The organism is Nonomuraea sp. NPDC026600 (assembly GCF_040638335.1).
GTDB lineage: Bacteria > Actinomycetota > Actinomycetes > Streptosporangiales > Streptosporangiaceae > Nonomuraea.
Genome location: NZ_JBEZYD010000062.1, coordinates 16575 through 39663, shown reverse-complemented (window position 1 = coordinate 39663; position 23089 = coordinate 16575). Strand labels below are relative to the sequence as shown.

Below are 23089 nucleotides of genomic sequence, written 5' to 3'. Positions count from 1 at the left end.
CGGTGCTGGCGATCGCGGCGCCCACCGTGGACTCGCGGACCGCGGCCGCGTTCGGCTGGGTCACCTCCACCGCCTACGACCTGATGCGTCCGGGCCCACGGGCCGGTCCCTAGTTGAGCACTTCGCTCTTGACCCGCTCGTTCATCGAGCGGATGCCGTCGGCGGCCGACTTGTCGCCGACCATGATGAGCTCGTGCTCCTCCTTGAGGATCGTGTCGATGTCGGAGGAGTGCTCGCTGACCGGCATCTCCAGCACCACCTTGTCCGGCGAGAACGCCTTCTTCGACACCTCGTCGGTGGGCATGCCCTTGATCGAGAAGTAGGTGTCGGTGATCTCCGGACTCTGCAGCGCCGGCACCACGCCCACCTTGGTGATGGCTTCGGCGCCCGCCTTGCCGGCGGCGAACTGCACGAACTTCTTGGCCGCGTCGGCGTGCTCGGCCTTCTTGTTGACGGCGAAAGCGGTCGGCGAGCCGAAGGTCGTCACGCCCGTGCCGCCGGGGCGCTGCGGCATCGGGGCCAGCGCCCAGTCGACGTCGGTCTTGCCGTTGGCCTTGGCCTCCAGGATGCCGGAGATGTACCACGTGCCCATGGGCATCATGGCCGTCGCTCCGGTCTCGAACATCGTCCGGTAGTCCGACTTCTGCGCGGTCGCGGTGCCGAAGTCGAGGGCCGCGCCGGTTTTCTGCAGCCCGAGCGCGGTCGCGTACTGGTCGGCGAAGAAGGAGTAGTCGCCACTGAGCTGGTCGCCACCCGTCTGGGCCGCGGCGACGGCCTGCACCACGGACCGCCAGGTGTGCTGGTAGGTGCCGTAGACCTTCTTGCCGCTCTCGGTCTTCGTGAGCCGCTGCGCGAGCTTGGCGTACTCGTCCCAGGTGAGGGCGGCAGGAGCCTTGACGCCTGCCTTGTCGAAGTACGTCTTGTTGTAGTAGAGCAGCCAGAAGTCCTGCCGGTACGGCAGCGCGTAGTACTTGTCGCTGACCTTGAAGGCGTCCAGGCCCGCCAGCTTCGCGGTGTCGGCCGACTTGGCCAGGTCGGTGATCTCGAGGAGCTGCCCGCGGCTGGAGTAGCGCGAGTAGTCCGTGACGTTCTTCATCGTGATCACGTCGGTGTCGTCGCCACCGGCGAGCATCGTGGTGACCTTCTCGGCGTAGTCGTCGGCGAGGATGTCCACCGGCTGGATCTTGATGGTGGGGTTCGCCTGCTGGAAGGCGTCGAAGAGCGCCTTGAACTCGGGGGTCTTGGCGAGGTTCCACACCGTGACGGTCAGCGTGACGTTCCCGCCGCCGCCGCTGGCCGGCTCGGCGGAGCCGCCGCAGGCGGTGACGGCGAGCGAGAGCGCTGCCGCGACTCCCAGGGTCTTCATTAGGTGGCGTCGCACTCCGGCCCTTCCTGGCGTGTTCGAAGCGATCATTGATCCGGACTCCTTTCTTTCGAGCCGGTCTCAGGGCTCAGGCGCTCACCATGAACTCGTCGGCGGTCACGGCCGCGCGGGGCGGCTGACCGGACAGGTAGCGTTCGAGCTCGTCGAGCGCGCTCTCACTCATCCGCCGGGTCTCTGATCCCAGAGATCCTGCGACGTGGGGGGTGATCATGACGTTGGGCAGGTCGTACAGCGGTGACGTGCTCGGCAACGGCTCCGGGTCGGTGACGTCGAGGATCGCGTCGAGCCGGCCCTCGGCGCACTCCCGCTCCAGGGCGGCGGTGTCCAGGACGGAGCCGCGCGCGGTGTTGATGAGGGTCGTCCCGTCACGCAGGAGGGCCAGTTCGGCCGCTCCGATGAGGTGGTGGGTGGACGCCAGTTCCGGGACGTGCAGGGTGAGCACGTCACAGCGCGGCAGCAGCTCGGGCAGCGGGAGCAGCCGGGCGCCCGCCGCGCTCACCTCGGCCGGGTCGGCGTAGGGATCGGCGACGAGGACGTCCACCTCCAGAGCGCGGAGCCGTTCGACCACCCGGCGCCCCACGCGGGAGAAGCCGACGACGCCGATCGTGCGCCCGCGGTTGGTCAGCTCGCCGCGGCCGTCGGCGAAGGACCAGTCGGCGCGGTTCCTGCGCGCGTCCTGGGCGAGGAACGGGACCTTCTTCCCGGCGAAGATGACCGCGGCCAGGGTGAACTCGGCCACCGGGATCGCGTTCTCGTCGGCGGCGTTGGTGACGAGGATCCCGCGTCGCCAGACCTCGTCGGTGACGAACGTACGCACCGTCCCTGCGCAGTGGAAGATCGCCCGTAGCCGCGGCGCGTCGGCCAGCCGCTCGGTCGTCAGTGGCGGGCAGCCCCAGGAGGTCACCAGCACCTCGACGTCGCGCAGCCGGCGGCGTACGGAGGGCTCGTCGAGGTCGGCGGTCACGATCGGCTCTCCCAGCTCGACCAGGTCGTGCAACCGGCGAAGCTGCGCCTCCTGAAACTGCACGCTGAACTTCGCTGGGTCCATGACCAGCAGGGCAGGGGGTCTTCTCACCAGGTTCCCTTCGGCGGCAAGCGCTTACCAGTGCCGCCGATCATGTCCGATCATTTCAATCACGTCAATGCTTTGTTAATCGGATCGATCACGTTATGTGATCGATATTGATCGTTATCGTATGAAGGCGAGTGGTGTGTCTTGACGTGAGAGGAAACCTTCGCGTTAACTCCCGGGACACACTGACGCGATCACGACCAGGGGGATCCATGCTCATGCTGCGGGAGTTCGACGACCTGCGGCTCTCGCCCCACACCGGATGGACCCGGAACCACTGGGCGGCACTCGCCGACCACCTCCTCCTGTCCGCCCGGCGGTACGCGTCGGCCTCGCACGCGCGCGTCTCCTTCCCCGGCCCGCCGGGCGGTTACGGGCCCGACGTCGACGCGCTGGAAGGCTTCGCGCGTACGTTCCTGGCCGCCGGATTCCGGGTGGCGGGGGAGGGCGGGCGCGACCCGCTGGGCCTGATGGAGTGGTACGCGCAGGGCCTCGCCGCCGGGACGGATCCCCGCTCACCCGAGCGCTGGGTTCGCCTCGACGAGCACGACCAGGCGAAGGTCGAGGCCGCGTCGATCGCGCTGGTGCTCCACCTGACGAAGCCGTGGCTGTGGGACCGGCTCGACCCGATCGTGCGCGAGCAGGTCGTCGACTACCTCGCGCCCGCGGTCGGCTCGGACTACCCGCCGATCAACTGGATCTGGTTCCAGATCGTGGTCGAGCAGTTCCTCGCCTCCGTCGGCGGTCCCTTCGAGCGCGCGGAGATCGAGAAGGGGCTCTCGTTCACCGACGGCTTCGCCAGGGAGAACGGCTGGTACGCCGACGGTGCCGAACGCGCCTACGACCATTACGCGGGATGGGCGCTGCAGTTCTACCCGCTGATGTGGAGCGAGATGGCCGCCGGCGATCCGGCGGCGGACGCGCGGCGACCGCTCTACCTGGAGCGGCTCGAACGCTACCTGGGCGACGCCGTCCACCTCGTCGGCGCCGACGGATCCCCCCTCGTCCAGGGACGCAGCCTGATCTACCGGTTCGCCGCCGCCACCCAGTTCTGGGCCGGCGCCCGCGCCGGGACGGCGACGCCCGCCCCGGGGTTGCTGCGCCGTGCCGCCTCCGGCATCGCCCGCCACTTCACCGAACGCGGGGCGCCGGACGAGGACGGAGTCCTGACCCCGGGCTGGCACGGAGCCTGGCCGCCGCTCGCCCAGTCCTACTCCGGGCCCGGCTCGCCGTACTGGGCGGCCAAGGGCTTCTTCGGCCTGTCCCTGCCCGCCGACCACCCGGTGTGGACGGCCGTCGAGGAGCCGCTGCCGGTCGAGTCCGGCGACTACCACCGCGTCGTCCGCGCGCCCGGCTGGCTGGTCAGCGGCACCCGTGCCGACGGCGTCGTGCGGGTGATCAACCACGGCACCGACCACTCCCATCCGGGGACGCACCTGACTGATTCGCCCCTGTACGCGCGGCTGGGCTACTCGACCGCCACCTCGCCCGTGCTCGCCGGTGAGCACGCCGCCGACCCCCTCGACCAGTCGGTCGTGCTCCTCGACGAGGGCGGGCGGCCCAGCCATCGCACGGGATTCGAGACGCTCCTCCTCGACCGCCTCCCCTCCGGAACGGCGATCGGGGCCTCGTGCTGGCAGGCCCACTGGGTCACCCCTGAGGGCGAGCGCCCGGATCACGGCTACGGGCAGTCCGGGACGGTACGCCTCGGGCCGTGGATCGACCTGATCTCCGCCGTACGCGGTCCTTGGGAGGTGCGCCTGGTCCGGCTGGCGGCCACAGCGGCGGTGGGGCGTGGTCCGCTGCGGGTCGGCGGATGGCCGCTGCCGGCTCCCGAACCCGTCCAGGCCGATACGGCCGCCGTGTCGAACGGCACCCTGCACTCCCGCGTCGTCGCGGGCCCGGGGCTGGACCTGCGCGGCGTGGTCGCCGCCGAGAACTCCTCGCCGCTCGCCCCCTGGACGCTTGTCCCTTGGTGCGCCACCTCCACGCCGGCGCTACCGAACACTTGGTACGACGTAGCGGTGTTCCTCGGCGGGCAGGAGCCGGACCGGGCGCCGGTCCTGTCCTGGGACGGTCCGGCGCTCGCCCGCGTGACCTGGCCGGACCGGACGGACGACCTCCTGGACACGGCCGCCGCCCTCAGCGGGCCGGGCACACCGCCGCTATGACGCCGTTCGGCGGTGGCGGATCACGATGACGCTGTCCGGTGGCAGGTCGTGATGACGCTGTCCGGCGGCGGGCCACCATGACGCGTTCGGCGGCGGGTCACTGTGGCACCGAGGAGGAGCGCACGATCAGGGTGGGCTCGACGACGACGCGGTGGGTGGGCCGCTCCGGGTCCGGGTCGGCCAGTCGCGCCGCGAGCAGCCCGAAGGCCGCCCGCCCGATGGCCATCTTGGGCGGCCGGACGGCGGTCAGCGGCGGGTCGCATAGCTCGGCCACCTCGTCGTCGTAGGCCACGATGGCGAGATCACCGGGTACCCGGATGCCGCGCTCCTGGCAGCGCTCGACCAGGTTGATCGCCTCCGGGTCGGAGTGGACGAGCAGCGCCGTCGTCCCGGAGGCGACGCACTGGTCGATCACGCTCTCGAGCGCCTTGGGCCACTCGGGATGCCACTGATCGACCGTGCTGACGTCCGGCATGCCCTCCAGCGGCAGGCCGAACTCCTCGCACGCCTGCCGCCAGCCGTGCCGCACGTGCGGGCCCGTCGGGCTCTGAACGGTGGTGATCAGTCCGATCCGCCGGTGACCGAGCTCGACCAGGTGCCGCACGGCCATGCCGGCCCCCAGCGCGTGATCGCTGACCACCGACTCCATCGCCTCGTGGTAGGGACCGGAGGCGGCGGTGCGCTCGATGAGCACCATGGGCATGTCCGCCTCCTGCAGCCAGCGCACCAGCGCCTGCCCGTCGTCGCCGGTCGTGGTGGGCGCGACCAGGAGGCCGTCGATGCCCGCCGATTCGATCAGCCGGGAGAGGTGGCGGCGCTCGTCGGCGGCCCGGTAGGTGGCGCCACGCAGGACGACGCGCGCGCCGGCCGCCGCGGCCGCCTCGCGAACGCCGCGGATCACGTCGGGCCAGTAATAGTTCAGCGACGGCACCACCATGCCGATCGTGACCTGCGGCCGCTCGGCGCCGCCCGCGTCGGGTCCCGGCCGCGGGGCGGGAGAGTCCTCCGTTTCCCCGCCGGCCAGTGCGTCGGCCACCGGCCCGCCGTGGAGCACGGCTCCGCCGCGAACCCGGCGGATCAGCCCCTGGGACGAGAGCAGCGCGATGTCGCGCCGGATGGTGATGACCGAGACGTCCAGCTCGGTCGCCAGGTCGCCGACGCGTACGACGCCGCGCCGGCGCAGCAGCTCCACCACCTGGGCGCGGCGCTCGTCCGGCAGCGGACCCGGCGAATCGGACATGCTCACTCCCACACCCCCACATGAACCTCGAAAGCGCCCCGCGCCGTGCCCGGCAGACGCAGCTCCAGCCTGGTCAGGCGGTCGCCCCACACCGCGGAGAGCATAGGGTCCGCCAGCGTACGGACGGTGAACGCGGCCGTCGCGACCCCGGGGTCCCACGCCACGAGCACGGCCCGCGCGCCGCCCGGCGGCCGGACGACGGCCTGCCCGGGGGACGGCTGCTCCACCTGCCCGTTCAGCAGGAAGTGCAGCACGCTCGGCTCGCCGTCACCGGTGAAGCTCCAGGCGTCCCCGATCGTCACACGTGACTCGCGCCGGTCGAGCGCCGCCGTGCGCCACCACCGCTCCAGCTCGGGTACGGGATATGCGGCGGCCAGGTCCAGCCGTGCCTCGAAGCGGCCGGGCTCGTCCACCACCTCGACGTCGCGGGCCCGGAACCTGCGCCCCTGCTCCTGCGGCGCGCCCCGCACCTCGGGGACGTTGTGCCAGTCGCTCCGCATCGTCCAGATCGCATAGCGGTCCGGCCCGAACGTCTGCGCCGTGTACGTCGGCCGCCCCGCGTCGACCAGCACGGGAACCCCGTCCACGGCGACGACGACGGACCCGACGTCGTTGTGGTTGTGGTGCTCCCCGTTGTGCCCGCCCTTGATCGCGAGCGTGAGACCACGAGCCGTCCCACCGGCCGTACGCGCGAGGCCGATCTGTGTCCCCGGCAACCAGACCCCGGCGACCAGATGCGGCTCGCCGGGCCCCTGCCACTCCACGTCGGCCAGAGGTGGCTCGTCGAGCCGGGCGCCCTGCCACTCCACGTCGACCAGCTCGCAGAGCGCCCGCCCGAGCTCGGCGGCGGCGGAAATCCCGGCCGCGCGCTGCGACTCCGCGTGCCGGCGGGCATCGTGCACGCCGAGCCGGCGAGCCCAGCGGTGCAGTACCTGCCACGGCTGGCCGGCCGGCGGCCGGGCCCGCGCGTCGGCGAGGTTGAGATACCACGGCCCGCCCAGATGCATGCGGTGCGGGAACCGGACCGTCTCCCGCACGACCTGGATCTCCGCCGCGTCGAGCCGTCCCGACGTGGCGTGCTCCAGGACGTCCAGCGCCTCGAGCGCGCGGCATGCCCCGTTCCACCAGTATTCGTAGCCTTCGTCGACGGAGCCGTCATCCGGCAGCGCCGCCAGGTAGTGATCGAGGCCCGCCACGGCCAGGGCGACCTGGCGCGCCCGCTCCTGTCCCGGCTCGGCCAGGCGCAGCGCGGCGACGAGCACGTTGCCGCAGATCCACGGGCACCAGTTGCTCGGATCGCCGTCCAGCCCCAGCCAGTGCCAGTCGCGCCGCCGGACGAACGGGTCGAGCACCCGCGCGCGTACCTCCGCCCGAACGCGCTCCCGCAATCCCGGGAAGCGTTCCGCCAGCCGGTCCCCGAGCACCTGGTCGGCCCAGGCCAACTGGGCGGCGACATCGGCGGCGCCGAGGTCGAGGCAGGGCGTGGCCACATCGGGCAGGACCGTCCCGCGAGGCCGGCACGTGTCCTCGTGCGCCGGCCAGCACCACGAACTCTGCTCGCACAGCAGGGCGATCCCGTCGGCGGCCTCGTCCAGCCACCCGTCCGCACCGCTCGCCAGTGCCATGAGCGCCGCGCGGGTCAGCCGGTCCTGGCGCTCGAACACCTGGCTCTCGTAGCCGGTGCGATTGCCGTCGCGGAAGTAGCGCGCGTACTGCGATGCCAGCGGCTGCGGCCAGGGCGTGCCCAGCTCCGCCTCCGCCCGCTCACGGACGGCGAGCAGAGCGCCCGACTCCGCGGCCCGGTCCCAGACGGCGTCCCCGGCGGCCGGGACCGGCAGCGCCGCTTCGGGCGGCAGCAGGCCGCCGACCAGGGCCTCCGGCGACATCGCGGCCCCCCAGGCGGTGAGCAGGGGACCGGTCGTCAAACCCCCCGAAACGCTCTCCGCGGTTGCGGTGTTAGTCATGGTCCTCCTCGCCGACATCCCCATAGTAGCGATCGAAAGTGATCGAAGTTGAATCAAATGGGCATTCGCCGAGGAAATGATCGAAACTCGCGTGACCAGCAGATCCCACTAACCCGTGTACTGGGCTCCGAGAGTGCGCAGCCGCGAATGCGCGGACTCGTACGGGGCCGGGGTGCCGAGGTAGGACTTGGGGAGTTTGGCGACCATCGTGTAGTTGGTGTCGCACACGTTTCCCACCGGCGCCTGCCCGCCCTGGCTGACCAGCTGGTAGGCGTCGAGCGTGTCGAGCCCGGTCAGTGCCGACGTCCAGGTGACCAGGTCGTGCTGGCTGATGCGGTAGGCGTCCTCCAGCGGTCTGGCCGAGCCGGTGGACATCAGGTGCAGGTCGTCCTCCATCCGCGGCCAGGGCGTCGCCACGCCCTTGATCAGCTCGACCGCCACGACCGTGTTCATGGCCGCCTCGACCGCGGTGCCGCACACCTCGCCGTGGCCCTGCCGGCCGTGGCCGTCGCCGATGGAGAACAGCCCGCCCGCCACGTTGACGCCCAGATAGACGGTGACGCCCGCGCGCAGTTCGGGGGTGTCCATGTTGCCGCCGTGCGCGTCGGGCGTGATCGTCATCCGCGCCTCGTTCGCGGCGGGTGCGACGCCGACCGTGCCGTGCATCGGGTCGAGCGGCAGTTCCACGCTGTAGTCGCTGTTGCGGGCGTGGTAGACGGCGACGCCTTTGGCGGTGTCGAGGTCGTAGCGCCAGACCCGTTCCTCCAGCGGCGGCTGCAGCATGGCGGTGGTGTGCGTGCCGGTCAGCGCCCCGAAGTGCGGGAACGTGGTGGAGACCGCCCAGTCCCTGGCCGGGGTGATCGAGATGAAGTGCAGCGCCAGCGTGTCGCCGGGCTCGGCCCCCGTCACGTGGAACGGCCCGGTGACCGGGTTCAGGTAGGGGAACTCGCACACCTGTGACGGCAGGTCGTCGACCGTGCGGACCCGGCCGCCGAAGCAGTCCTCGGTGAACAGCTCGACGATCGTGCCCGGCCGTACCTTGCCGACCGGGGCGCGCCCGCCGAAGGTGTAACCGAACTCCTCAGGCGAGGGACGATAGGACACGACGTTCACGAGACCTCCGAGGGCAGGGCGGGCCTGCGGCCCATGAGATAGAGCACGACGACGGCGAGCAGCCCGAGACCGAGCCAGATGAAGCCGAGCAGCTGGGCCGCGAGGCTGGCGTTGATGACGACGAGCACCAGCACCGCGAATCCGATCACCGGCACGACCAGGTGCGCGAGCCAGTTACGGCTGCGCTGCCGCACCACATAGTGCACGACGACGGCCACGTGCAGCAGCAGGAACGCGGTCATCGCGCCGAAGTTGACCAAGGAGCTGAGCAGGTCGATGCCCTTGTCGTAGAGGCTCATGCCGACACCGAGCAGCAGCGAGACGGCCGCGACGGCGAGCGTGGCGTTCGCCGGCACCTTGTGCCTGGGGTCGACGCGGGCCAGGAACGCGGGCAGTTGCCGGTCGCGCGCCATCGCGAACAGCAGCCGCGAGGTGGCCGCCTGCGCGACCAGCGAGTTGGCGAAGCCCCAGGCGATGGCCGTCGCCACCGCGCACAGCACACCCAGCCAGGCGCCGCCGGCGTACGAGGCCATGTCGTAGAAGGCGTTGCCCAGCTGTGCCCCCGGGGCCAGCAGGGCGGCTCTGTCGGGCACCAGCAGCGCCGCGACCCAGGTCTGCACCACGAACAGCACGGCGGCCAGCGCCAGCGCGGCCACCATGGACCGGCCGAGGCGCCGCGCGTCCTCGCGGTTCTCCTCGGCCAGCGTCGAGATGCCGTCGAAGCCGAGGAACGACAGCACCGCCACCGAGGCCGCCCCGAACACCAGCGTCCAGGAGAAGGTGGCGGAGTCGTAGATGGGGGTCAGCGCGCCCGCCGTGCCCTTACCCTGCGCCAGCGCGATCGCGGCGACGACCAGGAAGATCGCGAGCACGAGCAGCTCGGCCACCAGCATGATCCGGGTGATCCGGGCCGTCATCTGGATGCCGAGGTAGTTCACCACGGTGTTGAGCAGCACGAAGGCGACGAGCCACAGCCACACCGGCACCGCGGGCACGAAAGAGTTCATGGCAGTGCTCGCCACCAGGTACAGCAGTGCCGGGACCAGCAGATAGTCGAGCAGGATCGCCCACCCGGCGATGAACCCGACCGGCGGCGCTATGCCCCGGCCCGCGTAGGTGTAGACCGATCCGGCCATCGGGAAGGCCCTGGCCATCTGCGCGTACGACAGCCCGCTGAACGCCATCGCGACCAGCCCGATCACGTAGGCGAGGGCCACCATCCCGCCGGAGAGTGCGAAGACGTTGCCGAAGATGCCGAACGGCGCGATCGGCACCATGAAGATCAAGCCGTAGATCATCAGGTCGGCGAAGCCCAGAGAACGCTGGAGCTCCTGACGGTAGCCGAACTGCTCGATGCTGCTCATGAACGGCTCCTCGCTGCATAGGGGCGGCGATTCGCACACTAGATTCAAAGCCTGCTGGTGAACAGGGCACCGCCTCTATGGGGGTCGCTAGCGCTCCTCCTTTTTCCGGCGGTCGTTGTCGCTCCAGATCAGCAGAGCGACTCCGGCCGCCGCGATCGCGAGATAGGCGGGGGTCGGCACATCGAACCACCTGCGTAACAGGCCGAACTCGGTGTCGAAGAAGACCCGCGCCACAAAGCCGCCCAAGCCCTGGATGATCACGATCACGCCCAGAAATGACCTCATGCCTCCACCATGGCGAGCCGGTGGAGGCACGGGCATCGAACCTAGGGCGATGTCAGGGCCTACTAAAGTTCAGGCGCCGTCACGGGTAGAGGCCGCGCATCTGGTGGGCCTCCGCGACCCGGCCGACGCCGATGACGTGCGCCGCCTGCCGCAGCGTGAGGTCGCGGGCCGTGGCCAGCGACCGCACCTCGGCGTAGGCGCCCTCCATCAGGTCGCGCAGCTTCAGCTCCACCTCGCCGCCGCTCCATGAGTAGGCCTGCATGTTCTGCACCCACTCCAGGTACGACACGATCACCCCGCCGGCGTTGGCCAGGATGTCGGGCACCACGATCGTGCCGTTGGCGGCCAGGATCTCGTCCGCCTCCGGCGTGGTGGGCCCGTTGGCGCCCTCCACGATCAGGCGGGCGCGGATCCGCGGCGCGTTCTCACCGGTGATCGCGCCCTCCAGGGCCGCGGGCACCAGCACGTCCACGTCCAGCTCGAACAGTTCGGCATGGTCGAGCGCGTCGGCGTGGCGGTAGCCGGCCACACCGCCCGACTCGGCGGCCCAGGCGCGCAGGTCGGCGATGTCGAGCCCGCCGGCCGAGTACACCGCGCCCGTCGCGTCGGACACGGCGACCACCGTGCAGCCCGCGTCGGAGAGGTACTGGGCGGCCGGGGCACCCACCTTGCCGAAGCCCTGCACGGCCACCGTCACACCTTCGGGCGAGCGGCCGAGCGCGCACATGGCGGCGATCTGGACGCCGCGAGAGGTCGCGCCGGACCGGCCGAGCGAGCCGCCCAGCATCAGCGGCTTGCCGGTGACCACGCCGGGCACCGCGTAGCCGGTGTTGACGCTGTAGGTGTCCATGATCCAGGCCATGGTCTGCTCGTCGGTGCCGACGTCGGGAGCCGGGATGTCCTTCTCCGGGCCGATCATCGGCAGGATCTCGTTGACGTAGCGCCGGGTCACCCGCTCCAGCTCACGCTGGGTGAGCGCGGTCGGATCCACGGCCACGCCGCCCTTGGCGCCGCCGTACGGGATGCCGACCAGCGCGCACTTCCACGTCATCCACATCGCGAGCGCGGTGACCTCGTGGATGTCGGTGCTGGGATGAAAACGGAGGCCGCCCTTGGCGGGGCCGCGTGAGACGTTGTGCTGGACCCGGAAGCCCTGCACGACGTCCATGCGCCCGTCCTCGCGGCGCACGGGGACCGAGACGGTCAGCGAGCGGCGCGGCGTGGCGAGCATCGTGCGGAGCCCGACGTCGAGCCGGAGATGTTCGGCGGCCTGGTCCAGTTGGTGGAGGGCCGAATCGAGGGCCTGGCGGCCGGGTGTGATCAGGGCCGGCGTCCTTGACGGCACCATGACGGTCATGGAAGGGATTCCTCCTGTTGTCTACGCCCGGAACGTGGGGCGAGGCGCCATTGCCTGCCTTGTTTGGGCGTTCGTGTCGTGATCATCCTAGAGCGCGGCGTTTATTGCTGCCTAGGGTTTTCGGGTTTGCCGTATCCCAAGTGATCTGCTGTCATCAATTACATGTGTTGATCGAGGTGCTGCAAACGTGCCACTCTGGCAGGCTTGCCACTACATGTGTGCCGAACTGTCGAATTTGGGGGACTGATGCCCGCTCTGGTCGTCGGGCCCATGCTGCGTTACGTCGACTCCGTCAGCGCCTCGATCTGGGTGGAGACCGGCGCGCCCGGCCTGGTCACCGTGGAGGCCGCGGGCCGGGTCTTCTCCTCGTCCACCTTCACCGTCCATGGACACCACTACGCGATCGTCGATCTGCTCGACCTGACGGAGAGCGTCGAGTCGTACGTGGTCAAGATAGGGGAAGAGCAGGTCTGGCCGCTCGAAGGTTGGCCGCCCAGCCGCATCAGACTGTTTCCGGCGCAGGGCCCGAGCAGGCTGGCGTTCGGCTCCTGCCGCACCAGCGTGCCCCACGACGGCACGTACGTCCTGACCCACGGCGAGGACGTGCTGCGCTCCTACGGCTCGCACCTCAAGGACGCGGCCGCCGAGGAGTGGCCGGACCTGCTGCTGCTCCTCGGCGACCAGGTCTACGCCGACAACCCGTCACCCGAGATGCTGGAGTTCATCGCCGCGCGCAGGGACGGCGAGCCGCAGAAGGAGATCGCCGACTTCGAGGAGTACGCCGAGCTCTACCGGCTGGCCTGGACCGAGCCGGAGATCCGGTGGGTGCTCTCCACCGTGCCCACCGCGATGATCTTCGATGACCACGACCTGCGCGACGACTGGAACACCTCCCAGACCTGGCGCGAGCAGATGGCCGCGACCTCCTGGTGGCAGCGCCGGGTGATCTCCGGGCTCGGCGCTTACTGGGTCTACCAGCACCTCGGCAACCTGTCGCCGGCCGAGCGGGCGGACGACGCGCTGCTGGCGAGCCTGCTGAAGGGCGGGGACGGCGATGCGCTGGACGCCTTCGCCGAACGGGCCGACGCCGAGCCCAGCAGCAACCGGTGGAGCTACTCCCGCGAGCTCGGCGGCACCCGCCTGATCATGATCGACACCCGGTGCGCCAGGCAGCTCACCCCGGCCGACCGGCGGATGCTCGACCCGGTCGAGTGGGCCTGGCTGGAGGAGGAGGTCGCCAAGCCCGCCGAACGGCTGGTCATCGGCTCGTCGATCCCGTTCCTGCTGCCCGAGGGCGTCCACTTCGTACAGAACTGGAACGAGGCGCTCTGCGCCGGCAAGTGGGGCAAGACCGTGGCGGGGCTCTCGGAGCGGTTCCGGCAGGCGATCGACCTCGAGCACTGGGCGGCCTTCCGCCGCTCGTTCGAGGACCTGGCCCGGCTGCTGGTCCAGGTCGGCAAGCCGGTGCTGGTGCTGTCCGGCGACGTGCACTACTCCTACCTGGCCAAGGTCGACGGCAGGCCGATCTACCAGGTCGTCTGCTCGCCGATCCGCAACCCGCTCAGCCCGCTGCTGCGCTGGGCGAACGTCTTCAGCCAGTTCGGCCTGGCCACCCTGGTCGGTGGCCTGCTGGCGCGGCTGGCCCGCATTCCGCGCCCGCCGTTCCGCTGGGAGGTCATCGCCGGGCCATGGTTCCAGAACGCCGTGGCCACGCTGACCCTGCCGGGCGAACTGGACTGGTACGAATCCTCCGGCGGCACCGTCAAGCGCATCGATTCTGTACGCCTTCCGTGAAAACGGTTATCGTTGGCTTTTGTGTACCATGACCACTGCTCTGTTGCCGTCCCCTTCTATGACCTCTGGCACGAGGATGGGCATGTCCCGGAAATCCGCCGGCTCCTCCCACCGCTGCTCAAGGACGTCCGCCGGAGCGTCATGGAGATCGGCGCCGGCACCGGCCTGATCACCGAGCTGATCGCGTGGGAGACCCCGGCCGAGATCTACGCCGTCGAACCGTCGCTCGGCATGCGGTCGGTCCTGGTCTCCCGCCTGGCGGAGCGCGCCGGCCTGCTGTCCCGGGTGACCGTCCTGCCCTGCGGCGCGCTCGACGTGGACGTGGACGAGCCGGTCGAGGCCGTCGTGATGATCTCGGTCCTGCACGGCTTCGACGCCGCCGAGCGGGAGCGGCTCTGGGATGTCCTGGCCAGGCAGCTCGAACCGGGCGGGCTGCTGGTGTTCAACCACCGCGAACCGCCCCCTCGAATCCCGGGTGAGCTCGAGCGCATGGGCTCGTACCCTGTCGGCAGGCACACGTACGAGATCTGGGGACAGGTCCTGGAGACGGCGGGCGAGACCGTCAGGGCGCGATTCCTCTACCAGATCAGGCAGCGTGGGGCGCTGATCAGCGAGGACGAGGTGGTGAGCGTCAGCCATCGGCCCGGCAGGGGGCGGCTCGACGCCGAACTCGACGCGGCCGGCTTCACGCTCGACCGGGATTCGGACGGCCTCCTGGCGTGGCGGCTGGTGGGAAATAGCGTGAAATAGGTGGAACCGGTGTCCCGCGTGCGGTCAACAACAGGATGACCGCATGAGAGAGGACCGGCACGTGGTGGGTGTTCAGGAGTTACCTGAAACGCTGGACGACTCGGCGCTGATCGCGCAATCGGTGAGTGATCCGGAACGTTTCGCGGCGCTGTTCGACCGGCATGCCGATGAGATCCACCGGTATGCCGCCAGGCGCCTCGGCCCGGAACCGGCCGAAGACGTGACCGGCGAGGTGTTCCTCGTCGCCTTCCGCGCCCGGGCGCGCTACGACCGCTCGTGGCCGGATGCCCGGCCCTGGCTGTACGGCATCGCCACCAAGATCGTCGCCCAGCACCGCAGGGCGGAGCGGCGGCGCATCCACGCGATGTCCAAGGTGAGCGTGGAGCGGCCGGGCTCGTTCGACGACCGCAGCGCGGACCGGGTCACCGCCGAGCAGCTCCAGCCCAGGCTGGCGCGGGCACTGACCCGGCTCAGCGCGGCGGAGCGCGACCTGTTGCTGCTGGTGGCGTGGGCGGACCTGACGTACGAGGACGCGGCGCTCGCGCTGGGCGTGCCGGTGGGCACGGTCCGGTCCAGGCTGCACCGGCTCCGCGTCAAGGTACGCAGGGCTCTCGGCGGCATCGATCCCTTCGCAGAGGAGCCCCAGGATGGATGACGAGATTCGGACGTTCGCGGACGGGAGGCCGGCCGCTCGGCCGTACCCGGAGGAGGCCCGCGCGAAGGCGCGCGAACGGTTGCTGCGCGAGGCCCGCGAGGGACGTGGGTTCCGCTTTCCGAGAGTGGGCTGGCAGGCCGTGACCGCGTTCGGGGTTACGGTCGCTCTCGTCGGGGGCGTGGCCGTGGCCATGTCGGCGCGGCAGCCGAACCTGGGGGTGGCCGACTCGGTCACCCAGTCGGCGGCCGTCTCGGCGGATGAGCTGCGGCCCAAGCCCGGCCAGTTCATCCTGGTCGAGACCGAGGGCATGATCAGCTCGACCTCGGCAGGCAGCGGTGGTGCGATCCGTTTCCTGTCCGGGACGCACCGGAAGATCTGGCAGTCGGTCGACGCCAGTGCGGACGGCCTGCTGCAGATGGAAGGGCGGGAGCCCCCGAGGGCGGACGAGCCGCTGCTCAAGGAGCCCCCGAGGACGGACGAGCCGCTGTCCAAGGAGCAGCAGGAGCGGGAGTCCGTCATGTGGGCGCGGCTCGCCTCCTGCCCCGGCCAGACTTTCCGGGTCGACTACGCCTACCTGAGCACGCTGCCCGCCGACCCGGCGAGGATGCGCGACTTCCTCTACAAACGGGAGTCCGGTGGCAAGAGGCATCCCGACGAGGTGGCGTTCACCGCGGTGGGTGACCTGCTCAGGGAGACGTACATGCCCAGGGCGCAGCGTGACGCGCTGTTCGAGGCCACCAAGATGATCCCGGGGGTACAGGTGGCCGAGGGGGTCACGGACTTCGTCAGGCGCAAGGGGGTGGCGCTGGGCAGGGAGTCGGCGGGGATCCTGGAGCAGCTGATCTTCGATCAGGACACACACGTGCTGCTTGGGGAACAGCACACGGTCGTGAACGCCACAGACCCCGCCGCGCCGGTGGGCAGCGTGCTCACCCAGACGGCTCAGCTGAAGGTGAGCGTCGTGGACCGGCTGCCGGAGCCGACGAGCACGGTGATCGAGTCCGGCGGCTGCGCTCCGCAGCCCACCGCGACCGTTGAGCTGACCGCTCAGCCCACGGACCAGCCGACCGATCAACCCACGGATGAGCCCACGGACCAGCCGACCGATCAGCCCACGGACCAGCCGACCGGTACCGGCCCCGCGGATGATCCGACGGCCGCCGTCCCTTCGGCGTTGCCCAGCAACCTGCCGGAGGACCTGGTCACGGATCCCGCCGACATCACCGCCACCGCGCAACAGGTACCGGTCGGCAGCGACCCGCCCCGCGTCGCGACGGACGCGCCACGGTCCGGGGGCTGACGGGGGTACGGCCCGCGCCGGACGGCCTCCTGGCCTGGCGGCTCACCGGCCGTATGGCAGAAGGGCGCTAGGACTTGGCGCTCTGGACGATACGGGCGGCCTCGGTGCGTTCCTGTTCGAGTGTTCGGCGGACCTGGTCGAAGTCGGCGGGGTGCTGTTTCAGGGCGGCGGCCTGGAGCTTCTCCTCGGCGCCGCGCCAGACCTCGACGAGGCCCGCCTCTTTCTTGCAGGCGACGTCGGCGACCGCGGTGGCCGTTTCGGCTTTCGCCGAACCCGGATCCTTCCACCGCTCGTCGGCGGCGGCGGCCAAGGGGTCGGCGTACTCTTTCTGGCCGCGGGTGCCCATGCACGACCGCCACTCATCGAGAGCTGATCGGACGTGGCGGTCCTGCGTCCGGGCCTGTTCGAAGATCTCCCGCTCCAGACGCGTCAGAAGGGGCGAATCGGCGCCGTCGACGTAGACGCGGCTCATGCTGTCATCAAGGCAGGTGTTCGCCGCTGATCTCTCGGCCGCATCGCGGTAGCCGCCGCGTGCCCGGTCCGCCCGGTCTCGTTCCTTCTCGGCGGAGGTGAGCGGGGCGTGATAGCCCGTCCGCATGGCGACCAGGGGCTCTATGACGCCGTAGCGGCGGCGGTTGGGTGCCTCGAGCACAGTGAGCACGGGGAGAGCCGGGCGGCTGTACCTCTTCTTCTGGAGGCACTGGCTGGTGAGAACGTCCATTGCCCGCTCGACGAGTTCGATGTCCGTCTCGGTCCGCTTGTAGGCGTCGAACGGCAGGCGAAGCGCCCGTGCTTCGGCGGCCGGGTCGATAACGGGCCGCTCGGTTGCTTTCGGGACGGTCGAGGGGGCGGGGGCCGCGCAGGCGGCGGTGGAGAGCAGCGCCAGTGTCAGGCAGCCCCACGCCCACCGACCAGCGATCAGCTTACGTCGCAGGGGACTTTCCTGAACCAGAGGGATTCGACGGTGTTGTCGAATCCGTTGTTGGTGAAGTCGCTGTCGTTGCTGCGCGGCTTCGCGTAGTACCTGACGCCGGTCAGGTTGTCACCGCTGTAGAGGTCGATACCTGAGTAGGACGCGTTCGCCATCGAGCTCGCCTGGTTCTCGAGAGCGCCCAGGTCGTCCCGTTGCTGGGTGGAACACGTGATGTCCTTACGCGCGCCCTGATAGTCGTCGTGCTCCCAGAACGTGATGAGGTTTCTGCTGGCCATCGTCGCTTCGGCCGGGCTGACGGTGAGCACGGAGAACGACGTGACGAGCGCGATCCCCGCGGCCGCGAGTTTCTTCATTAGTCCTCTTCTATGGATAGGCGGAGCAGGCCCGCCACGAGACGCTGATCTTGGCAAGGGATCATACCTATCCAGGACGAAGCGGACGCACTGTTCGAGACGATCACGTCGAACACAGACATACGGCCCGCGCCCCGGATGTGCATCCGTGGCGCGGGCCGTATGGAAAGCAGCCGGTCCTACCGCGTCTCTAGCGGAACGAGGCGATGGTGTCGGCGAGCTGGTCGACCGCCCAGAGGAGATCCTCCTCGGAGATCACGATCGGCGGCGCCAGCCGGATCGTGGAGCCGTGGGTGTCCTTGGCCAGCACGCCGCGCGCCATCAGCTCCTTCGACACCGCGCGCCCGGTCGCCAGCGACGGGTCGATGTCGACGCCCGCCCACAGCCCGCGCCCGCGCACCGCGATCACGCCGTGGCCGATCAGCTCGCGCAGCCGCGCGTGCAGCACCTCGCCGAGCTCGGCGGCCCTGGACTGGTACTCGCCGGTGTTCAGGATCTCGATCACCGCGTTGCCGACCGCGCAGGCCAGCGGGTTGCCGCCGAACGTGGAGCCGTGCTGGCCCGGCTTGATCACGCCGAGCACGTCCTCGTTCGCGGCGATGGCCGAGACCGGTACGACGCCGCCGCCGAGGGCCTTGCCCAGGACGTACATGTCGGGCACGACGCCCTCGTGGTCGCAGGCGAACGTCTTGCCGGTGCGGCCGAGACCCGACTGGATCTCGTCGGCGATCATCAGGATCCCCTCGCCGGTGCACAGCTCCCGCACCTGCGTGAGGTAACCGTCCGGCGGCACCAGCACCCCGGCCTCGCCCTGGATGGGCTCGAACAGCACCGCCACCGTGTTGGCGTCGACGGCCTCCCTGATCGCCTCGACCGAGCCGTACTTCACGATCCGGAAGCCCGGCGTGTAGGGGCCGAAATCGTCGCGGGCGGCGGGGTCGGTGGAGAAGCTGACGATCGTGGTGGTCCGGCCGTGGAAGTTGTCCTCCATCACGATGATGTTGGCCTGCTCCGGCTGGACGCCCTTGACCTCGTAACCCCACTTGCGGGCGACCTTGATGGCGGTCTCGACGGCCTCGGCGCCGGTGTTCATCGGCAGGATCATGTCCTTGCCGGTGAGGTCGCCGAGCCCGGCGCAGAACGCGGCGAACTGGTCGTGGTAGAACGCGCGGCTGGTCAGCGTCAGGTTCTTGAGCTGCTCCTGCGCCGCCTCGATGATCTTCGGGTTGCCGTGCCCGAAGTTGAGCGAGGAGTAGCCGGCCAGGCAGTCGAGGTATCGCTTGCCCTCGACGTCGGTCACCCACGCGCCATGCGCCTCGTGGATCACCACGGGCAGCGGGTGGTAGTTGTGCGCGCTGCGGCGCTCACTTACGTCGATCAGGTCTGTGGTGGTGCTCATCTCAGTTCTCCCCCCGGATTTCCAGTGTGCAGCACTTGGGACCGCCGCCTGCCTTGCGCAACTCCGACAGGTCGACGGGGATCGGCTCGTAGCCGCGCCGCTTGAGCTCCAGTTGGAGGTCGCCCGCCTCGGCGTTGATCACCACGTGGGTGCCGTCGCTGACCGCGTTCAGCCCGAGCACCTCGGCGTCGGCGTCGGTCGCCAGCACGGCGTCCGGGAACAGCCGGGCCAGCACCGCGCGGCTGCCCTCGGAGAAGGCGGCGGGGTAGTAGGCGACGTTGCGGCCGTCGATCGGGAACAGCGCGGTGTCGAGGTGGTAGAAACGCGGGTCCACCAGCGTCAGCGAGATCACCGGGCGACCGGTGAACTCCTGCGCCTCCTGGTGCGCCGACAGGTTCGTGCGGAAGCCGGTGCCGGCCAGGATGACGTCGTCGAGCGTGAGGAAGTCGCCCTCGCCCTCGTTGACGTGGCCCGGCTCCTTGACCGGGAAACCGTTCTCGGTGAACCAGCGCAGGTAGGCCGGGCCCTCGGCGGCGCGCTGCGGGTAGGCGAACCTGGCGCCGTAGACGCGCCCGCCGACGACCAGGGCGCCGTTGGCGGCGAACACCATGTCGGGCAGTCCCTCAACGGGATCGATGAGGCTGACCTGGTGCCCGAGGCTCTGGTAAACCGATGCGAGGCCCTCCCACTGCCGGATCGCGAGATCGCGGTCGGTGCCGGTCTCGGGATGCATCCACGGGTTGATCGCGTACTCGACCGTGAAGTATTCCGGGCGGCACATGAGGAAGTGCTTGGGCATGCAGGTCTCCGTCGGGGTCGTCGGGGAGTGTCCCCGAAGGGGACGAAGACAGCATAAGAATTTATGTTTGCGCAGGCCAAGGGGTTGACATTGCATATACGCGCGGGTCTGTTGCGACTTTCAGCCGGCGACCTGCGTTCTGTTGCGCTCATCCGGTACGGCACCCGCGAACGGGTCCGATCCGGGCTCGGCGCGGCCGGGGAGAGGGGCGTCGGGCACGGCTCCCGGCGGCAGGTCGACGAGCCGTGACAGCACGATCGAGCTCTTGGTCCGCACCACGAACGCCTCCGCGGCCAGCCGCTCGATCACCCGCTCGACGTGGCGCACATCGGTGGCCCGGATGTGCACCAGCGCGTCGGCCTCCCCGGTGATCGTGGCCGCCGCGACGACCTCCGGGCACTTGGCCACGGCCAGCGCGATGTCGGAGGGCTTGGTCTTGCCCTGGCAGAACAGCTCGACGTACGCCTCGGTGGTCCAGCCGAGCGCCTGCGGCGCCACCCGGGCGCTGAACCCGGTGATCGCCCCGGCCTCGCGCAGCCGGTCGACCCGGCGCTTCACGGCCGACGCGCTCAGCCCGACCCGGTGCCCGATCTCCGCGTAGGTCTGGCGGGCGTCGTCGACGAGCGCCGCGATGATGTCACGATCCAGCCGGTCCAGTTCCACGCGCCCTGTATACAGCCTGGCCAGGCTGGCGCGCGACGAGCGCGCCGGGGGAGACTGGGCACTCGATCTTCAACCGGAGGATGCTGGACAAGTGAGCAGAGCAGCTTTTCCCGAGAATTTCGTCTGGGGAGTCTCGACGTCCGCTTACCAGATTGAGGGCGCCAACGTGGCCGACGGCCGCGCCGCGTCCATCTGGGACACCTTTTCGGATTCGCAGACCGCCTGTGATCATTACCATAGATATGCCGAAGACGTCGGCCTGCTGAAAGACTTGGGAGTGACCGCCTACCGTTTCTCGGTCAGCTGGCCGCGGGTGGTTCCCGGTGGCTCGGGACGGGTCAACGCCGCCGGACTCGATTTCTACGAGAAATTGGTCGACGAGCTGCTCGGCGCGGGCATAACGCCTTACGCGACGCTTTACCACTGGGATCTGCCGCAGGCGATGGAGGACCAGGGCGGCTGGACCGTCCGCGACACGGCCGGTCATTTCGCCGATTACGCGCGGGCCGTGCACGACCGGCTGGGCGACCGCGTCGACACCTGGTTCACGATCAACGAGCCGTGGGTGTCGGCCTTTCTCGGTTACGGCTCCGGCATTCACGCGCCGGGCCGCACCTCGCCGGCCGACGCCTTCAGGAGCGCGCACCACCTGCTGCTGGCCCACGGGCTGGCGACCGGCGCGTTGCGCGCCGCGGGCGCCTCGAAGGTGGGCCTGATCCTCAACTTCGGGCCGGTCATGACGCCCGGCCAGGTCGGCGACCTGTCGATGGAGCTGCCCGAGGAGGACGCCGAGGCGGTGGCCAGGATCGACACGCTGATGCACCGGCAGTTCCTGGAGCCGGTGCTGCGTGGCGCCTACCCCGCCGACCTGCTCCCGCTCGTCGAGCGCGCCGCGGGCCTCGACCATATCCACGAAGGCGACCTGGCCGACATCTCCCGGCCCATCGACCTGCTCGGCGTCAATTACTACGCGCCGACCGTGGTGCAGGCCCAGCCCAGCCAACCGGCCGATCCGGCATATCCGGGAAGCGCCGGAATTCTTTTCTGCACCGTGCCCACGGCGGTGACGGCCATGGGCTGGCCCATCGTCCCGGACGCCCTTCCGCTGCTTCTCCGCCGCCTTTCCCGCGAATATCCCGACACCCAGTTGATGGTCACCGAGAACGGCGCCGACTTCGTCGACGTGATCACCGGTGACGGGATTCACGACGTCGACAGAATCCATTTCATCGAGGAACACCTGCGGGCCCTCCGGGTCTCCATCGAGGAGGGCGCGCGGGTCAGCGGATATCTGCTCTGGTCGCTGCTCGACTGCCTGGAATGGGCCGACGGTTATCAGCGCAAGTTCGGTCTCTACCACGTGGACTTCGGCACCCAGCGGCGGCGGCCGAAGGACAGCGCGTACTGGTACCGCGACGTCATCAAGCGCAACGGCCTGGGCGAGAGCCGCCCGAAACGGCCCACGCTGGAGACCGTGGCCGCCCGCGCCGGGGTCTCCAGGGCCACGGTGTCCCGGGTGGTCAACGGAGAGGCTGCCGTCAGTTCGGAGGTCCGCACGGCCGTGATGTGGGCCGTCCAGGAGCTGGGCTACGTCCCCAACGCGGCGGCCCGCAGCCTGGTCACCCGTCGTACGGACTCGATCGCGCTCGTCCTGTCCGTCCCCAGGCCGGGCGGCGAGGCCCTGACGGCGGCCGTCGTCCAGTACGTGACCAGCGTCCTGGAAGGGGCGGGCAAGCGGATCACGCTCATGGTCGCCGACACGGCGGAGAGCCACCGCCGCATCGTCCAGCACGCCGAGGCGCGCCTGGTGGACGCCGTGATCCTCCTTCCCGCGGACCCGATGGACACGCTGGCCGAACGCCTGACCCGCACCGGACTCCCCGTAGTCCTGCTGGGCAAGCCCGCCATCGCCTCCCTCGTCCCCTACGTGGACGTCGACAACCCGGGCGGAGCGGCGGCGGTGACCGACCACCTCCTGTCCGCCGGCCGCCGCCACCTGGGCATCATCTGCGGCCCCCTGGACCTCGTCTCGACCCAGGACCGCCTGACAGGCCACCGGACCGCCCTCGAACGAGCCGGCCGCCACCCGTTGATCGCCACCACCGCCGACCTCACCAGGCATTCGGGCGCGGCGGCGGCCCGGCAACTCCTCGCGGACAACCCGCGCCTGGACGCGGTCTTCGCCACCACCGACCACCTGGCGATCGGCGCGCTACAGGCGGCGCGTGAGGCGGGCCGCCGGGTTCCGGACGACCTGGCGATCGCCGGCTTCGACGACATAGACGCCGCCTCCTGCACCACCCCGTCCCTCACCACGGTCCAGGCCCCGGTCGCCGACCAGGCCATGGCCCTGGCCAGGCTGCTCCTGTCGAGGCTGGAAGGCAGGCACACCACGTCGGTCATCGTCCCGACCCGCCTCGTGGTGCGGGAATCCACTTAGCTCACCCGCAGGCCCAGGCCCGGGCGGCGAACACGACGCCGCCCCGGGCCCG

At 70.2% G+C, this 23089-nt stretch carries 18 protein-coding genes and 1 pseudogene; 6 read left to right on the top strand and 13 right to left on the bottom strand.

The annotated features are described in order from the left end of the window. Nucleotides 1-109: 109 nt before the first annotated feature. Both AB0F17_RS62630 and AB0F17_RS62625 read right to left on the bottom strand, forming a co-directional pair. Nucleotides 110-1366, bottom strand: coding sequence for a sugar ABC transporter substrate-binding protein (locus tag AB0F17_RS62630; protein WP_358045921.1), 1257 nt, complete (start codon nt 1364-1366; stop codon nt 110-112). An 85-nt stretch (nt 1367-1451) separates the two neighbouring features. Beyond that, complete coding sequence (locus tag AB0F17_RS62625; protein ID WP_358045918.1) at nt 1452-2459, bottom strand: hydroxyacid dehydrogenase; 1008 nt, start codon at nt 2457-2459, stop codon at nt 1452-1454. Nucleotides 2460-2668: 209 nt separating this feature from the next. Here AB0F17_RS62625 and AB0F17_RS62620 point away from each other — a divergent pair, with 209 nt between their 5' ends. Further along, the gene (locus AB0F17_RS62620; protein WP_358045915.1) at nt 2669-4627 is read left to right on the top strand and encodes a DUF2264 domain-containing protein; all 1959 of its coding nucleotides are present in this window, start codon (nt 2669-2671) and stop codon (nt 4625-4627) included. 97 nt (nt 4628-4724) lie between these two features. Here the strand turns inward: AB0F17_RS62620 and AB0F17_RS62615 are convergent, their stop codons facing one another. From AB0F17_RS62615 to AB0F17_RS62590, 6 genes are all read right to left on the bottom strand, one after another. After that, on the bottom strand, nt 4725-5867 hold the full coding sequence (locus AB0F17_RS62615) for a substrate-binding domain-containing protein (protein ID WP_358045912.1): 1143 nt from the start codon (nt 5865-5867) through the stop codon (nt 4725-4727). 2 nt (nt 5868-5869) lie between these two features. Next, the gene (locus tag AB0F17_RS62610; RefSeq protein ID WP_358045910.1) at nt 5870-7831 is read right to left on the bottom strand and encodes a heparinase II/III family protein; all 1962 of its coding nucleotides are present in this window, start codon (nt 7829-7831) and stop codon (nt 5870-5872) included. Nucleotides 7832-7939: 108 nt separating this feature from the next. Continuing rightward, the gene (locus AB0F17_RS62605; RefSeq protein ID WP_358045907.1) at nt 7940-8935 is read right to left on the bottom strand and encodes an acetamidase/formamidase family protein; all 996 of its coding nucleotides are present in this window, start codon (nt 8933-8935) and stop codon (nt 7940-7942) included. A 5-nt stretch (nt 8936-8940) separates the two neighbouring features. After that, a complete protein-coding gene (locus tag AB0F17_RS62600; protein WP_358045904.1) occupies nt 8941-10308 on the bottom strand; it encodes an APC family permease in 1368 nt (455 codons plus the stop codon). A gap of 87 nt (nt 10309-10395) precedes the next feature. After that, the gene (locus tag AB0F17_RS62595; RefSeq protein WP_358045902.1) at nt 10396-10593 is read right to left on the bottom strand and encodes a hypothetical protein; all 198 of its coding nucleotides are present in this window, start codon (nt 10591-10593) and stop codon (nt 10396-10398) included. Nucleotides 10594-10672: 79 nt separating this feature from the next. Further along, nucleotides 10673-11950: a Glu/Leu/Phe/Val dehydrogenase gene (locus AB0F17_RS62590; RefSeq protein ID WP_358045899.1), complete on the bottom strand. Its 1278-nt coding sequence runs from the start codon at nt 11948-11950 to the stop codon at nt 10673-10675. 246 nt (nt 11951-12196) lie between these two features. On the opposite strand from AB0F17_RS62590, the gene AB0F17_RS62585 reads away from it, so the two are divergent. From AB0F17_RS62585 to AB0F17_RS62570, 4 genes are read left to right on the top strand one after another with little or no spacing between them, the layout of a single operon-like run. Further along, nucleotides 12197-13744 carry an alkaline phosphatase D family protein gene (locus AB0F17_RS62585; protein WP_358045896.1) on the top strand — a complete coding sequence of 516 codons (1548 nt, stop codon included), beginning with the start codon at nt 12197-12199 and terminating at the stop codon, nt 13742-13744. Between the two features lie 21 nt (nt 13745-13765). Beyond that, nucleotides 13766-14494 (top strand): class I SAM-dependent methyltransferase, encoded by a 729-nt coding sequence (locus AB0F17_RS62580; protein ID WP_358045893.1) that lies wholly within the window; start codon nt 13766-13768, stop codon nt 14492-14494. A 43-nt stretch (nt 14495-14537) separates the two neighbouring features. After that, complete coding sequence (locus tag AB0F17_RS62575) at nt 14538-15149, top strand: RNA polymerase sigma factor (protein ID WP_358045890.1); 612 nt, start codon at nt 14538-14540, stop codon at nt 15147-15149. Beyond that, nucleotides 15142-16449, top strand: coding sequence for a CU044_5270 family protein (locus tag AB0F17_RS62570; protein ID WP_358045887.1), 1308 nt, complete (start codon nt 15142-15144; stop codon nt 16447-16449). Before AB0F17_RS62575 ends, AB0F17_RS62570 begins: the two co-directional genes overlap by 8 nt. A gap of 67 nt (nt 16450-16516) precedes the next feature. On the opposite strand, the gene AB0F17_RS62565 is transcribed toward AB0F17_RS62570, so the two are convergent. The 5 genes and pseudogenes from AB0F17_RS62565 to AB0F17_RS62545 all read right to left on the bottom strand — a co-directional run. Continuing rightward, on the bottom strand, nt 16517-17170 hold the full coding sequence (locus AB0F17_RS62565) for a hypothetical protein (protein WP_358045885.1): 654 nt from the start codon (nt 17168-17170) through the stop codon (nt 16517-16519). Nucleotides 17171-17367: 197 nt separating this feature from the next. After that, a complete protein-coding gene (locus tag AB0F17_RS62560; protein WP_358045882.1) occupies nt 17368-17736 on the bottom strand; it encodes a hypothetical protein in 369 nt (122 codons plus the stop codon). A gap of 190 nt (nt 17737-17926) precedes the next feature. Further along, nucleotides 17927-19135, bottom strand: a complete 1209-nt coding sequence (rocD, locus tag AB0F17_RS62555; protein ID WP_358045879.1) for an ornithine--oxo-acid transaminase — start codon at nt 19133-19135, stop codon at nt 17927-17929. Nucleotide 19136: 1 nt separating this feature from the next. Next, complete coding sequence (gene ddaH / locus AB0F17_RS62550) at nt 19137-20030, bottom strand: dimethylargininase (protein WP_358045877.1); 894 nt, start codon at nt 20028-20030, stop codon at nt 19137-19139. A gap of 132 nt (nt 20031-20162) precedes the next feature. Next, a pseudogene (locus AB0F17_RS62545) lies at nt 20163-20597 on the bottom strand (Lrp/AsnC family transcriptional regulator); the annotation flags it as partial. Between AB0F17_RS62545 and AB0F17_RS62540 the strand changes: the two are divergent. Continuing rightward, on the top strand, nt 20566-23037 hold the full coding sequence (locus tag AB0F17_RS62540) for a GH1 family beta-glucosidase (protein ID WP_358045874.1): 2472 nt from the start codon (nt 20566-20568) through the stop codon (nt 23035-23037). The pseudogene AB0F17_RS62545 and the gene AB0F17_RS62540 sit on opposite strands and share 32 nt — an antisense overlap. Nucleotides 23038-23089 lie beyond the last annotated feature (52 nt).